At 54.1% G+C, this 14,910-nt stretch carries 12 protein-coding genes; 7 read left to right on the plus strand and 5 right to left on the minus strand.

Features of this window, described 5'->3' with window-relative positions:
* The first annotated feature begins 194 nt into the window (after positions 1-194).
* Positions 195-1,187, plus strand: a complete 993-nt coding sequence (locus EJ361_RS11445) for a terpene synthase family protein (protein WP_126245755.1) — start codon at positions 195-197, stop codon at positions 1,185-1,187.
* Positions 1,188-1,209: 22 nt separating this feature from the next.
* Here EJ361_RS11445 and EJ361_RS11450 read toward each other — a convergent pair whose 3' ends face one another.
* Positions 1,210-2,355, minus strand: coding sequence for a glycosyltransferase (locus EJ361_RS11450; RefSeq protein WP_126245756.1), 1,146 nt, complete (start codon positions 2,353-2,355; stop codon positions 1,210-1,212).
* A gap of 3 nt (positions 2,356-2,358) precedes the next feature.
* A complete protein-coding gene (locus EJ361_RS11455) occupies positions 2,359-3,165 on the minus strand; it encodes an alpha/beta fold hydrolase (RefSeq protein ID WP_126245757.1) in 807 nt (268 codons plus the stop codon).
* A gap of 106 nt (positions 3,166-3,271) precedes the next feature.
* On the opposite strand from EJ361_RS11455, the gene EJ361_RS11460 reads away from it, so the two are divergent.
* The 4 genes from EJ361_RS11460 (at position 3,272) to EJ361_RS11475 (ending at position 8,713) form a co-directional block, all read left to right on the plus strand.
* The gene (locus EJ361_RS11460; protein WP_126245758.1) at positions 3,272-5,065 is read left to right on the plus strand and encodes an acyl-CoA dehydrogenase family protein; all 1,794 of its coding nucleotides are present in this window, start codon (positions 3,272-3,274) and stop codon (positions 5,063-5,065) included.
* A 96-nt stretch (positions 5,066-5,161) separates the two neighbouring features.
* Entirely contained in the window at positions 5,162-6,919 is a 1,758-nt protein-coding gene (locus EJ361_RS11465; RefSeq protein WP_126245759.1) for an N-acetylmuramoyl-L-alanine amidase, read from the plus strand.
* Positions 6,920-7,298: 379 nt separating this feature from the next.
* On the plus strand, positions 7,299-7,643 hold the full coding sequence (locus tag EJ361_RS11470) for a carboxymuconolactone decarboxylase family protein (RefSeq protein ID WP_126245760.1): 345 nt from the start codon (positions 7,299-7,301) through the stop codon (positions 7,641-7,643).
* A gap of 32 nt (positions 7,644-7,675) precedes the next feature.
* Complete coding sequence (locus tag EJ361_RS11475) at positions 7,676-8,713, plus strand: 2-oxoacid:ferredoxin oxidoreductase subunit beta (protein WP_126245761.1); 1,038 nt, start codon at positions 7,676-7,678, stop codon at positions 8,711-8,713.
* 358 nt (positions 8,714-9,071) lie between these two features.
* Here the strand turns inward: EJ361_RS11475 and EJ361_RS11480 are convergent, their stop codons facing one another.
* Both EJ361_RS11480 and EJ361_RS11485 read right to left on the minus strand, forming a co-directional pair.
* Positions 9,072-9,710 carry a LysE family translocator gene (locus tag EJ361_RS11480; protein ID WP_126245762.1) on the minus strand — a complete coding sequence of 213 codons (639 nt, stop codon included), beginning with the start codon at positions 9,708-9,710 and terminating at the stop codon, positions 9,072-9,074.
* Between the two features lie 14 nt (positions 9,711-9,724).
* Positions 9,725-11,266 (minus strand): GH3 family domain-containing protein, encoded by a 1,542-nt coding sequence (locus EJ361_RS11485; protein WP_126245763.1) that lies wholly within the window; start codon positions 11,264-11,266, stop codon positions 9,725-9,727.
* Between the two features lie 87 nt (positions 11,267-11,353).
* Between EJ361_RS11485 and EJ361_RS11490 the strand changes: the two genes are divergently transcribed.
* Both EJ361_RS11490 and thiL read left to right on the plus strand, forming a co-directional pair.
* Positions 11,354-12,127: an inositol monophosphatase family protein gene (locus EJ361_RS11490; protein WP_126245764.1), complete on the plus strand. Its 774-nt coding sequence runs from the start codon at positions 11,354-11,356 to the stop codon at positions 12,125-12,127.
* A 3-nt stretch (positions 12,128-12,130) separates the two neighbouring features.
* A complete protein-coding gene (gene thiL / locus EJ361_RS11495) occupies positions 12,131-13,159 on the plus strand; it encodes a thiamine-phosphate kinase (protein WP_126245765.1) in 1,029 nt (342 codons plus the stop codon).
* 60 nt (positions 13,160-13,219) lie between these two features.
* On the opposite strand, the gene EJ361_RS11500 is transcribed toward thiL, so the two are convergent.
* On the minus strand, positions 13,220-14,905 hold the full coding sequence (locus tag EJ361_RS11500; RefSeq protein WP_126245766.1) for an ArnT family glycosyltransferase: 1,686 nt from the start codon (positions 14,903-14,905) through the stop codon (positions 13,220-13,222).
* Between the last annotated feature and the right edge of the window lie 5 nt (positions 14,906-14,910).

Here is a 14,910-nt window from a genome sequence, read left to right on the forward strand (position 1 = left end):
GCCAACGTTAACATGCATGCCAACGTAATCATAGCTGACAGACAAACAGTGATTTTTATGGCTTAAGACGAGACACAGAATATATCCTCCCAAAATTCAACACACATCAAGGAACTATACCCTGATTCGAGATCGATTTAGCTAAAAATCCCGTCAGTAACCGATTTATCATTCATCATTAAACGATACAGTTTATGCAAACACTCCAATTGCCGCAGATTTTCTGCCCGTTCCCTTCTATGCTCAACCCCTTCGCCAAGGAAGCCGAAAAACACACCGCAGAATGGGCTGCGCGGTATGAGCTGGTAAAATCCGAAAAAGCCCGCGAACGCTTTAACCGCGCACGTTTTGCCATGCTTTCCTCGCGGGCGTTCCCCACAGCAGGCCGTTTCGAATTGTGCATCGCCGCAGAATTCAACACCTGGCTGTTTTTGCTGGACGACAAGAACGACGAGTCCATGTTCGGCAAGCTCGATTATCTCCAGATGGTGCATTCGTTCGTGAGCCAGATCCTGCGCAACAGCTCGGTGGTGGCCCCAGAAGAAGGGATGGCGCTGGCCGGTGGATTCGCCGATCTGTGGAAGCGGATGCGCCGCCTCGGCAGCCCTGCCTGGCAGCAACGTTTCGTAAAAAGCATGACCGATTACCTGGACGCATGCCTCTGGGAAGTGGAAAACAGGATCGCCCACAAAGCCCCGTCTGTAGCCGATTACATCGAAAAGCGCCCTTACACCGGCGCACTGTACGCAGACATAGAACTGATCGAGATCCTGGAAAACATCTACCTGCCCGACGAAGTGCGCAATCACGACATCGTGCAACAACTTTCCCTCGCCTGCAACAACGTGGTGTGTTGGGCCAACGATCTTTTCTCGTTCGACAAGGAGCGCCGCCAGGGCGATGTGCATAACCTGGTGATGGTATTGAAGGAAGAGCGTTCCCTTTCGCTGGAAGCTGCCGTGGCGGAGGCCGCGCGCATGCACGACGAAGAAGTCCGCCGGTTCATCACCCTAAGTGAATCCATTCCGAACTTCGGGGAAGAAGTGAACGACGAGCTGCTGCGCTATGTGAGTGTCCTCAAAGCCTGGATGCGCGCCAATCTGGACTGGAGCTTCGGCGACACGGCCCGCTACCGCATGCACATCCGCGAAACCGCCAGCGGGAACTGGCTCATCTCACGGATATGACAACACGAAAAAGAAAGGGCGGCTATTGTACCTGCCGCCCTTTCCATTCGTAAGATCCGAATTTGCCCAGCCATCCGGCGAGCACTACATAAATAATATGGAACGGCTGCCCGGGAATGAACCACGGGAGCAGGGAACGTTTGCCGAAAAACGACGCTACCGGCAAGAGGAACAGCAGCTCCAGCACGATTTTGTACCCCATGAGCCACAGCAGCCACATGCGCAGCGCCGGTGTGAAAATGGCCACGATGGCCATAAGCAGGAGCATGACGTTCCAGAGGTACACGATCACCAGCACGCGGGTAATGCGCTTGTCTTCGTATTTATCGGCTTTGGACGACCAGCGGATGCGCTGGTTCATGAAGCCTTTCACGGTGTCTACCGGTAACGTGCGCACGATAGCCTCGCGCGATTTGAGGTAGTGGATGCTGCCGGGATAGGCGTGGTAAATTTTGTACATGAGCAGCATATCGTCTCCCGAAGCGATCATGTCGATGCCCGTAAATCCGCCCACTTCTTCGAAAGCCTGCTTTTCGTAGGCGAGGTTGGCGCCGTTGCACATGGTGCCCGATTGCAGGTAGGCCACGGAACCGGTGATGCCTTGCATGGTCATGAAGTCGAGCGACTGGAGTTTCTTGAAGAAGGCATTCTCTTTATGGTACGATACGGGAGCGGCGATGAACCTGGGTTTGTGGGTTTCGTAGCATTTCACGATGGCTTCCAGCCACTTGGGCCCCATAACGCAATCGGCGTCGGTGGTCACGATGAGGTGGCCGGTGGCCGCGGCGATGGCCGTTTCGATCGCCTTTTTCTTGTAGGAATTGAGGCGTTCTTCCGGGCTGAAAACATCGGCCATGCGGAGGAGGCGGACGTTGGAGGCGGGGAAATAGCGGACGGCATCGGCCGTTCCATCCGTCGAGAAATCGTCTACCACGATCACTTCGAACAGGTTGGCGGGGTAGCTTTGCTGCTGGAGGGCTTCCAGGAGCTGGGGGATGTTACTTTCCTCGTTCCGTGCGGGTATGATGACAGAAACCTTCGTGTCGAAAGTGTAGGCGTGGGCGGCAGGGTCGAAACTTTTCAACCGGGCCCACCCATAAAGATACGACAGCATTAAAATACCGTACAGTAAAGCAAGTCCGAGCGTGATGATCAATAAGGCAGTCATTTCCTACTTTGTCGAAATGTTATTTCTGATGATAAAACCCAAAGATTCCGTGATGAGCTGATGTCCTTTATCGATTACCAGGAGCTTGCACGGAAAGGAGCCGTCGTCGAACCTTTCGCCGATGACGGGCGGGATAACACGGTCGTACCTGCCGAAAATCAGCAGGGTGTCTATCCCGGATTGCGCCATGAGGCGCTTGCACATTTGCTTGCGGGGCAGCATCCGCCGCATGATGGTCCATACATTATAGACCAGCTGCCGCTTGTCCAGCCGGTCCATCCGGTGGAGGGCAAATTTGTAGACGCTTTCGTTCAAAAGGCCGAATCGCCGCCAGAGTTTCAGCAGCCGGAAGAATAGCGCAGGATTGCGGGTATTATACGAAAAGATCCGGTTTCCCAATATGGTCCTGGTGGCAAACATATGCCATGGATTGTTCTTCAACCCGTCGGGCGCCGCCAGTACCAGGTGCCTGATCCGGTCCGCCATTCGCTCAACGATGCAAAGGGCCAATCTTCCGCCCATACTATAACCCAGGAGGGAGAAGGTTTGTTTGCCGGAGCGTTCCAATATTTTTTCCGTCAAGGCCACGAGGTCCTTTTTTTCCATAGGCCGGCCTTCTTTCCAGACCGTATTCCCGTGAAAGGGCATATCTAACGCAACGATAGTGAAAATATTGCCCAAACCCGCTTCCATATAACGAAAGTGCGAGGCGCTCTCCCCGAAACCATGGAAACAGATCAGCAGATCGGGGCCGTCGCCGGTTTTTATACCGGTGAAAGTACTGTCGAGATATGTAAGATTGAACTCCATGGGGCGTTTTCCGGGATTGCGAATTTATAACATTATGCTACGTAATCATAATTTGTCAATTGCCATAAACTCGGTAAATTACGAGTAGACTAAAAAATCATGCAAAATGGATACCGCGGTTAATAGCAAAGCAGCCCTGAAAGGGGCGGAGTTCCTGGTGAAAGACGCATCCCCCGCAGACGTTTTCATCCCTGAAGATTTTTCGGAAGAGCAGCTGATGATCAAGGAAATGGCCGAAACCTTCATTGCCAGGGAGGTTACGCCGGTGCTGGACAGGCTGGACAAACTGGAGGAAGGCCTCATGCCGTCGCTGCTGGACAAGGCCGGCGAGCAGGGCTTGCTGGGAGCGGCTTTCCCGGAAGAACTGGGGGGCCTGGGCAAGGATTTCATTACCGCAACCCTTATCAATGAAGCCCTTGGCGCAGGGCATTCCTTTTCCGTAGCCATGGCCGCCCACACGGGGATCGGATCGCTGCCCATCCTTTACTTCGGCACCGAAGCACAGCAACAAAAATACATCCCCAAACTCGCCACCGGCGAAATGAAAGGCGCATACGCACTCACCGAGCCCAACTCCGGATCGGACGCGCTGAGCGCCAAAACCACCGCCAGGCTGACGGACGACGGGAAGCATTATATCCTCAACGGCCAGAAAATCTGGATCACCAACTCCGGCTTCGCCGATGTTTTCACCGTTTTCGCGAAAGTCGACGGCGAACTGTTCACCGCCTTCATCGTGGAAAAAGGCACGCCAGGCTTCACGCTCGGGCCGGAAGAACATAAAATGGGCATCAAAGGCTCCTCCACCCGGCAGATTTATTTCCAGGACGCCAAAATCCCCGCAGAAAACGTGCTGGGGCAAATCGGCAAAGGCCACCTCATCGCCTTCAACATCCTCAACATCGGCCGCCTCAAACTCTGCGCCGCCACCCAGGGAGGCGCCAAAGGCAGCATCAACATCGCCATCCAGTACGCCAAAACACGCGAACAATTCAAACAGCCCATCGCCAACTTCGGCGCCATCAAACATAAACTCGCCGAAATGGCCATCCGCATCTGGACCTGCGATTCGGCCCTTTACCGCACGGCAGACCTCATCAACCAGCAGGAACACGAATTGCTCGCCGCCGGCAAATCATTCAGCGAAGCGCTACTCGGCGCCGCGGAAGAATATGCCGTAGAATGCGCCATACTGAAGGTGCTCGGCTCCGAAGTGCTCGACTTCGTGGTGGACGAAGGCGTGCAGATCCACGGCGGGAACGGCTTCAGCGACGAATACGTTATCTCCAAAGCCTACCGTGATTCGCGCATCAACCGCATTTTCGAAGGCACCAACGAGATCAACCGCCTCCTCACGCTCGACATGACCCTCAAACGCGCCATGAAAGGCAAGATCGACCTCATGACGCCCGCCATGAACGTGCAAAAGGAACTCATGAGCATCCCCGATTTCGGGAACGACGATGAAAGCACCTACGCCGCGGAAAAGAAAGTGATCGCCAACCTGAAAAAGGCCATCCTCCTCGCCGCCGGCGCCGCCGCTCAGAAACTCATGATGAAACTGGAATCCGAACAGGAAATCCTCATGAACATCGCAGACATGGCCATCGAAACATTCGCCTGCGAAAGCGCGCTGCTCCGCCTCATCAAACTCACCGAACAAAAAGGTGAAGCCGCCGTTGCACTGCAGGCCGATATGGTGAAAACTTTTATTACAGACGCGGCAGACCGGGTGCATAAATCAGGAAGAGACGCCATCAACGGCTTCGCCGAAGGGGATGAACAACGCATGATGCTCCTCGGCCTGAAACGCTTCACCAAAACGGAACCGTTCAATACCAAAGACGCCCGTCGCCGTATAGCCGACAAGCTTATTAGCGACGGCAGATATACTTTTTGACGAGCGGCCCGTCATTAACACCTGAAATAGATAACTTTACAAGGAACAGGCAAACTACCTGTTCCTTGTTTTTTTTTGGATAATAACCAGCGCGCTATGTCGAAATGGAAAATCGGGATCCTGTTGATGGCGGCCTGTATCGCCACCCCATCCCTGGCCCAGGAGAAAAGTTTTTTGCGCCTTACCCAGCCAGGTAAACTGAACAACAGCGTATCCACCGCCCGGCAGTTTCTCGTGGGCTCCACCTGCAAATCCTGCCAGGTGTTCGTGAACGATGCGCCCCAGAAAGTGTATCCCACCGGCGCTTTCGCCATAGAAGTGACCCTCACGGAAGGTGGCAACGAATTCGTGGTGAAATCGAAAGGCCCCTCGGGCGACAGCTCCTCGCGTTCCATCTGGTTTACCTACAATATGCCGCAGGCGCCCCAGCCGGTTACCACTGTCAACATCGCATCCATACAAACTTTCCCCGAAGGCAATCTCACCGTGGCCCCTGGCGATATCATCCAGATCCGCGTGAAAGCGATCACCGGCGGTACCGTAAAAGTCGGCGACGCGCTCACGCTGCGGGAATTGCCGGTTGGCGGCTCCCAGCAAATGAGGGGCATTTACCAGGGAACCTATACCGTGCAATGCGCCGATCCTCTCATCCAGGGCCGCCAATTGCCCGTTACGCTCGAACATGAAGGACAGCAGGTACGCCGGTTTACCCCGAATACCTTCACCCTCCGCGATCCGCAGGCGCAACCGCTCGTCGGTAAAACTACCGGCGACGATCCCATTCTCAAATACGGCCTCGGCGACGATCGCCTCGGCGGTGCGCGCATGGGCAGCCTGGATACCGGTGTGGTGCTCAACATCACCGGAAAGGCCGACGGCGATTACCGTGTGCGGTTGTCCAAAACCCTCAGCGCCTGGATACCCCAGGAATTCGTGAAACTACAGCCGCAGGGAACATTTCCGCCATCGTCGCTCACCGGCTCGTGGCGGGTTTGGGGCGATGAAAAGTTCGATTACGTATCGGTGGCCCTGAATACCAAACTGCCGTACCGCACCATCCAGCAAACCGATCCTTCCCGGATCGTGATCGATATTTTCGGCGCCACCTCCAACACCAACTGGATCACGCAGCTGGAGAATACGAAAGCAATCAAGAACGTTTATTATGAACAGCCGGAAGACGATATGCTCCGGGTCGTCATCGAACTGAAGCACACCCAGCACTGGGGGCACCAGGTATATTATAACGGCAACATGCTGACGGTTAAGGTGAAACGCCCGCCTGCGAAACCCGGCCTGGGCGATCTTACCATCGCCGTAGACGCCGGTCATGGCGGCAGGAATCTCGGTGCCCAGGGGCCCACGGGCGTCTACGAAAAGGAAATGGCGCTGGCCGTGGCCGTGGCCCTGCAGCAGGCGCTCCAGCGCGAAGGGGCCCGCGTCATCATGACCCGCGTCAACGATTCCTATGTCGACAACGGCTACCGCGTGGTTTCTTACCGCGACAAAGACCCCGATCTCCTCGTGAGCATTCACCTCAATTCATCGGCTGACCCTATCCGGATCCAGGGCACGAGCACTTATTACAAGCATATCGGGTTCCGGCCGCTGAGCCAGCATATCTATAAACGGCTGCTGGAACTGGGTTTGAAGGAATTCGGGAACGTGGGCAGCTTCAACTTCGCGCTGAACGGGCCTACGGAATACCCCAATGTGCTGGTGGAAACGCTGTTCCTGAGCAATCCGGAAGATGAAATGCGGGTGCTGGACCCGGAGTTCCGGCGGGAAATGGCAGGAAAGATCGTGGCAGGGATCAAGGAATTTGTGGCGGAGGGCTATGCCAAGGCCCAATAAGGCCGGGATGGAACAGAAATGGCTCCCGCAGAGGGAGCCATGTAATACCGGTGAAGGTATTTCCATATCCAGAACGATTCTTTAGCGCGGGTTGCAAAGTGAAAGTCAACACGTATGCATCCTCGCCGTAAGGCGGTTAATATCTCATGTCCTTGTTAACGGTGAAACCGGGAAATTGGGGCCGAAAACCAGGCCCGAACTGATCCGGCGCCACAGTGCAAAGTTGCCCATTTGACAGCTGGCAGCAAATACCCACAAGTGAGTATTTTTAAAGTTTCCAATACCCTACCATCTTAGTAGATTAATGATTATCTTTGTCGGACGGCTGACAAGGGTATATTTCGTATCTTTAACGTTATCCGTTGATAAATACAATCTTATGGGCCAACTGGTAGAAGAGTTCGATGCTTACCGGAGCAAAATGAACGAAGTGATCCTGGGAAAACAGAACCTGGTGCTGGGCCGGCTGTTCAACCTCGATACGAATACATACGCCGAAGGGGCGCTGTCCATGAAAACGAAGGAATTGCTGGGGCTCGTGGCCTCCATGGTGCTGCGTTGCGACGATTGCATCAAATATCATCTCGGGAAATGCCATGAACAGGGAGTTACCACCGCCGAACTGTATGAAGTTTTCGCCGTGGCCAATATCGTGGGCGGCACCATCGTGATCCCCCACACCCGCAGGGCAGCCGAATATTGGGAAGAACTGATCAATTCGTAATTTTACATTTCAAACTTTATATATATACATCAATGTCAACAGCTACCGCTTCTCCGCAGCCTTTAACGGCCAAAGATTTTGCAACCGACCAGGAAGTCCGCTGGTGCCCGGGTTGCGGAGACTACTCCATATTGAAACAGGTGCAAACCATCATGCCCGGACTTGGCATTCCCCGTGAAAACATCGTGATCGTATCCGGTATCGGATGTTCTTCGCGCTTTCCTTATTACATGAACACATACGGCATGCACTCGATCCACGGGCGCGCCACGGCCATCGCTTCCGGGTTGAAGGCTACGCGCCCCGAGCTGAGCGTTTGGATCGTAACGGGCGACGGCGACGGGCTTTCCATCGGCGGCAACCACACCATCCACCTGCTGCGCCGTAATTTCGACGTGAATATCATGTTGTTCAACAACCAGATTTATGGTTTGACGAAAGGACAATATTCCCCGACTTCGGAAACCAATAAAGTGACCAAGAGCACGCCCTACGGCAGTATCGACCATCCGTTCAACCCGATGGCGCTGGCTATGGGCGCGGATGCGACGTTCGTGGCGCGCAGTATGGACCGCGATCCCAAGCACCTCCAGGAGATGCTGAAACGCAGCCATGCGCACAAGGGCGCTTCGTTCCTGGAGATTTACCAGAACTGCAACATCTTCAACGATGGCGCGTTCGAAGTATTCACCGAAAAATCGAGCAAGGCCGACAACACGATCTTCGTAGAACAGGGCCAGCCACTGGTGTTTGGTGCACAGAAGAACCTGGGAGTCCGCCTGGACGGGCATAAGCCGGTGGTGGTGGATCTGAACGACGGTCAGTTCAGCGCTTCCGACTTGTGGATCCACGACGAGCAGGATTTCGGCAAGGCGCAGATCCTTACCCGCATGTTCGACGACGCGCGGATCGAAGGGCACCTGCCCCGTCCGTTCGGCGTGTTCTACCAGATTTTCCGCCCTACTTACGAAGAGATCATGGGCGCCCAGCTCGAAGAAGCGAAGGCAAAACGTGGTCCCGGCAGCCTGGACAAGCTCCTGGCGGGCAACGAGACCTGGACCATCGCATAAGCAGCAAGCCACAAAACATACTAAGGCCGCATACATTGCGGCCTTTTTTTATATCCGGAATTCGGAGGTGGCTACATCCCGGATCCTTCGGGCATTTCAGCTAACTCAATGTCTTCAATATCAGTTTTCACCTCCGGTTTTTCGGGGAATGTTCCGGGAGATGATTGCCGGGGTTCGTTTAAATCGTGCCCCGGGTATTTTTACCTGATTTTCTCGATCACCCTTTTTTTAAGCGAAAACTGGAAGTTGCGGTGGCACAACATGCAACATGCCCTCCGAGGGATAGAAAAGCTGATTGATTAATTGAAGAGTGGAGATTGGGCCAGCGTGCTGCTGCAAAAAGGGAGGGTACTGCCTGTCAATGCGAAAAATCCCCTCCGCCCAGGAGCACCTGGTACAGCAGGGCCAACCCGAAGATGATCATACAAACACCTGCCACCCGGTTCAACCAAAGCACGTTGGTCAAAGTCAGCTTATGACGGATTTTATCGGAAACGAAAACCTTGAGGATGTCGGCAGACAATACGAATAACAAACACACCGAATACATCATGATGCGATAACTCACATCCAACGGCGCATTCGCCACGCAAACGCCCAGCCAGAAAATGATCACCCCGGGGTTTAGGGTATTCATCAGGAACCCGCCCAGCCAGATCTTCGCATAGTCTCGCGTCCGGAACATTTCCGGACGCTCGTCTCCCGTAGTAATACGCACTTTTTTGAATAACAGGCCGTAAACGCCCATTGCAATAAGCAGAATGCCGCCGGAAATCCCGATCAACCGGGTATGGGAACCAAGGCTTCCGACGAACGACGATGCCAGGTTCCCCAGCAACACAAACATGATATCACTCACGGAAACGCCCAGGGCAAAACTGATCCCCGCACGCCAGCCGTTGCTGATGCTATACTTGATAATGGCGAAAATCACCGGTCCCACAGAAACCGATAAAAACACGCCCAATCCCAATCCTGCGATAATGGCGGCAGTCATTCCCGATAAAACACTTAGGCTTTCACGCCTGCTTTGGTGATGAGGAATTGTTCCCAGTCTTTGAGCTTTTCGCCCTTCAATACACGCGGAAACTTGTTCATGGCCCCTTCCTTACCTTTGCAACGCAGGTAATCGAGGAAAACCTGGTTCGGCATGATCTCCACGAAAATCTCCTTCAGCGCCGACGTTCTTTCCACCGCATAGTCATCATTCACATCGCTCAGCGTCTGGTCAATGATCTCGCGGACCTTGGCCGCGTCCACATTGGTAGCATCGGTCCCGATGTACCACCTGTGCGCAAAAAGGTTCTCATACTGGAAACCCGCTACCGTAAACTCACGGATCGTGATCCCCAGCTTCCGCTGCACGGTATCGATCGCCTTGTTCATGTTATCGATGCTCATGTGCTCGCCTGCCAGGCTCAGGAATTGCTTGGTACGGCCCACGATCACGATCTCATGCTCCTTCACGGAGGTAAACTTCACTACGTCGCCGATCAGGTAGCGCCAGGCACCGGAGCAGGTAGACAGCATCACGGCGTATTCCTGGTCTTCCACCACTTCGTGGATCATGTATGATTTGGGATTCGGCTTCACTTCGCCGTCCGCGTCGAAATTTTCTTCGTTGAAGGGGATGAATTCATAGAATATCCCCGTGTTCAGCACCAGTTTGATGCCTTTCACGCCCGGGCGCGCCTGGAAGCCGAAAGACCCTTCCGAAGCCATGTAGGTCTCGATAAAGGTTATGGGCTTGCCCAACAGCCGCTGGAAGCTCTCGCGGTAAGGCTCGAAGCTTACGCCGCCGTGAATATAAATGGCGAGGTTCGGCCAGATTTCGTGGATGTGCTTGACGTTGTGGTACTTGATGATTTCCTCCAGCACGATCTGTACCCAGGCAGGTACGCCACAAACGGTACCCACGTCCCACTGCGGCGCCTTGCGCACGATCAGTTTGATGCGCTGCTCCCAGTTGGGCTTGCGGGAAATCTGGCTGCCCGGCTTGTAAAACCGGCGGAACCATTTGGGGATGTTCTTGGCCTGGATGCCGCTCATGTCGCCCTCGTAATAATCCCCTTTTTCGAAGAGGGAGGTGGTGCCCCCCAGCATGAGGATACCTTTGGTGAACGACTTCGGCGGCACATTGAAGTTAGCCATGGAATACAGCTGCTTCACACCCACCCTTTTCACGGTACGCAACATGTCGCGCGTGACGGGAATGTGCTTGCTGGCGGATTCCGACGTTCCCGAGCTGAGCGCGAAGTACTTGATCTTCTCCGGCCAGCTCACGTTCGCCTCCCCTTCCAGGCACTTATGCCACCACTCCGCGTGCATCTTGTTATAGTTATGCACAGGAACGCTCTGCCGGAAACGGGCTACCCAGTTGGGGGCATGTAAAATGTCCTCAAATTGATAGTGTTCGCCGAACTGCGTATGCTTCGCTTTTTCCATCAACCTGCGCAATACCTGCATCTGGTATTGGCGAGGCGTCCCCAGCTTGAATGTGAACTGTTTCCTTATTCGTAGGGATCTGGATATCAGGTTACCAATAATGGCCATTAATCGCGGATTCTAAGTTTGAAAAGCAAAAATAGTTAATTCGTGGTAATAAAGGGGGAAGTTGGCGAAGCTTCGTACATTTGCGCCATGTTGAAAACAACGTTACTCAAAGCTACAGAAGCCGGGGCAAAAGTTCTGCAGGAATATTTTAACGGTACTTTCACGATTTCCCATAAAAGTACGGTCAACGACCTGGTGACCGAAGCCGATAAAAAAGCCGAAACCGCCATCATAGACGTTATCCGGGCCGATTATCCCGACCATTTCATCCTCAGCGAAGAAGCCGGAGCCCTCGAAACCGCGTCTTCCGTCAAATGGATCATCGATCCTATAGACGGCACCGTGAATTTCGCCCACGGCATCCCCCTCTGCTGCGTGAGCATCGGGGTGGAACAAGACGGTGAAATGATCCTCGGCGCCGTGTACAACCCCATCATGAACGAGTTTTTCTTCGCCCAGAAAGGATTTGGGGCCACATTGAACGACCGGAAAATCTCCGTTTCGGCCAAGCCACACCTCGCCAACGCCTGCCTCGTCACCGGCTTCCCTTATAAATTCGAAAATTCTACCCGTAATCCCCTCGCCACCCTCCAGTCGTTCGTTCAACAGGGCCTCCCCGTTCGCCGGCTCGGCTCCGCCGCCATCGACCTTTGCTGGGTTGCGGCCGGACGGTTCGACGGCTTCTGGGAACACCACCTCAACGCCTGGGACTCCGCCGCCGGGTTCCTCATCGTTCAGGAAGCAGGCGGTAAAGTGACCGATTTCAAAGGGAACGCTTATTCCCCCTACCAACCGCACATCCTCGCCACTAACGGCCTCATTCACGACGGCATGCTGGAAGCGATCAACAATATTCAATAAATCATGGAAGAAAGAACTGAAATAAACGACCTCGGAGAGTTTGGCCTGATTGACCGCCTCACGCGCAACTTCGAAATCCAGAACGCCGGCACCGTGCTCGGCGTGGGCGACGATGGCGCCGTGATCGACCATTTCGGCAAACAAACCGTTGTTTCGACCGATATGCTGGTGGAAGGGATCCACTTCGACCTGATGTACACCCCGCTGAAACATTTAGGTTACAAGTCGGTGATTGTCAACCTGTCCGACATATACGCCATGAACGCCGTGCCTACCCAGATCACGATGAGCATCGCGTTTTCCAACCGATTTTCCCTCGAAGCGCTCGACGAATTCTATGAAGGCGTGTATGCCGCCTGCGAACGTTATAACGTAGACCTTATCGGCGGAGATACCACTTCTTCCCAGAAAGGCTTCATTATCAGCGTAACCGCCATCGGAGAAGTAACGCCCGGCCAGTTCGTAAAACGCTCCACCGCACAGAAAGGCGACCTCCTTTGCGTTTCGGGCGACCTCGGCGCCGCGTACCTCGGGCTTACCCTCCTGGAACGCGAGAAAAAGATCTTCCTGGAAAACCCCAAGATCCAGCCAGACCTTGAAAATCAAACATATATCATCGGCCGGCAGCTGAAACCCGAAGCCCGGAAAGACATCATCGAGTTCCTGGCCGAAAAGGAAATCATTCCCACTTCCATGATGGACGTGAGCGATGGCCTCAGCTCCGAAATCCTCCACATCTGCAAGCAGAGTGAAGTAGGCTGCGTACTTTACGAAGACAAGCTCCCCGTTCACGACGAAGCCCGACAGATGGCCATGCAATTCGGACTCGATCCTACGGCCTGCGCGCTCAGCGGCGGCGAGGATTACGAGCTGCTGTTCACCATGAAGCAGGAAGATTATGATAAAATCGTACTAAATGAGGAAATCGCGGTGATCGGCTATATTACAGGGCCCGAAGAAGGCGCACATATCATTACCCGCGGGGGAAACAGGCACGAAATCACGGCCCAGGGATGGAACGCATTCAAATAGTGTAAAATCACCATAAATAGAAAAACGCCCGGTTCATTGATCGAACCGGGCGTTTTTAGTTTATTTATCTACTATTTTGAAGTATGGACCGTTGTGCGTGGGATCCAACCCATCCACGGCGTCCAGCCCTAACTTGATCTTGTATTCACCGTAGCTTTTGTAAACAGGAATCCTGATATCTACCGAGTCTTTCCCCAGCAGATCGGCCAGGTGCAATTCCGTTTCCTGGATGTCGGCCGGCTTATCCACAGCGTCGAGGGTGGTGATGACAAACCGGAGCAACGGCCCTTGTCCCGCTACCGGAATTTCCTTTCCATAATGATTTTTCACGGCGAAACGGTAGGAGCGCACTGCATATTCCGGCTCCCCCTTCCGTTCAAACACGCTTTTCGCCGGAATAAACTGAAGGAGGCTATAGGAATAAAAATCCTTCACCGGTCTTCCGTAGAATGTGCCCTGCCTTGCCTTTCTGCCTTTTCCTCCCGGGAAATAGTGCTGGTCTGGGGATGCCAGCCATATTTCCTTCCCCCAGAGCTTCTCTTCCATCGGCCAGAAATTGTACTGGCTGCGGCGGCTGCGGATGGTATTGAGGCTGTAGGCAAGTTCCCCCTGGTAGAACATATATTTCGATGGCTGCTGGTAACTGTTGAGGAACACCACGGGCCGGCCCGCCGCCTGTTCCTTCACTACGGCCGTCCACTCACGGTTGTGGTGGATTTCCGGTCGGATGCGCACCCCCGGCAGAAAATCCCACATCATATACACCCGAACCACCGCTACCAACACCAGCGACGGGACCCAAAGCGCCCGCAACACCTTCACCGAATACCCTTGCCGCACGATCCCCTGGTGCGCCAACGCCAGCAACGGCGCAAACACCATCACCGTCCAGTTGGCTTCCACGCGCCCTTTGATCGTGCTCAGCGCAAAAAATGCCAGTACCCCGATCAGGGAAAACTTCATCGCCCGCTCAAAACTGTCTTTCACCGGCACGCGGAAAGCGTAATACAGCAACAGCCAGCCCACCAGCGGCCCGAACAGCAGGAGCTGGCCCGCCAGGTAATCGAGCGTATAGCTGTAATGGTAAGCCTTGGCGTTCCTTTCGAAAAGATGGTATTGGACAGACGGGAAATCGTGCGTGTATTGCCAGTAGAGGTGCGGGAAGAAGAGGGCAGTCGTCACCAGCACCGCCGCCCAGAAACGGGGCAGCTTCAGCAGGTGCGGGTTGGAGATCACGGTGAAAAGTACCAGCAGCACGCCGTGGTATTTGCTGTAAAACATGAGCGCCATTCCCAAACCCAGCAGCAGCGTGTTTTTCCAGTTTTGCGCGGTGAGGAAGTTGCGATAGAGATAGAAATATAACGCGGCGAAAAATATCAGCGGAATATCCGGAACGGCCAAAATCCCACCGAGCTGCATGGCGCCCATTCCCGCTAAAATGAGGTAGAAAACGGTGTTGTTCTTCTCGGAAATCAGCTTGTCGGTAAGCACGAGCGTGCCCACGTTCAGGACCACCATGCCCAGCCGAACGCCCAGTTCGTTATGGAAAAGCGCGTATCCCGCCTTGATCAGCAGGGCGATCATGGGCGGATGGTCGAAATAGCCCCAGTCCAGGTGCCGGGAATACACCCAATAGTACGCCTCATCGTCCATCAGCTCGGTGAAACAAGCCTGAACGATCGCCAGGAGGGCCCATAGTGCCAGTACGGTATTTTTATACTGGTCCTTTGTGAAAAAGCGGATCATAGTGG

It is taken from the genome of Chitinophaga rhizosphaerae, from assembly GCF_003958645.1.
GTDB lineage: Bacteria > Bacteroidota > Bacteroidia > Chitinophagales > Chitinophagaceae > Chitinophaga > Chitinophaga rhizosphaerae.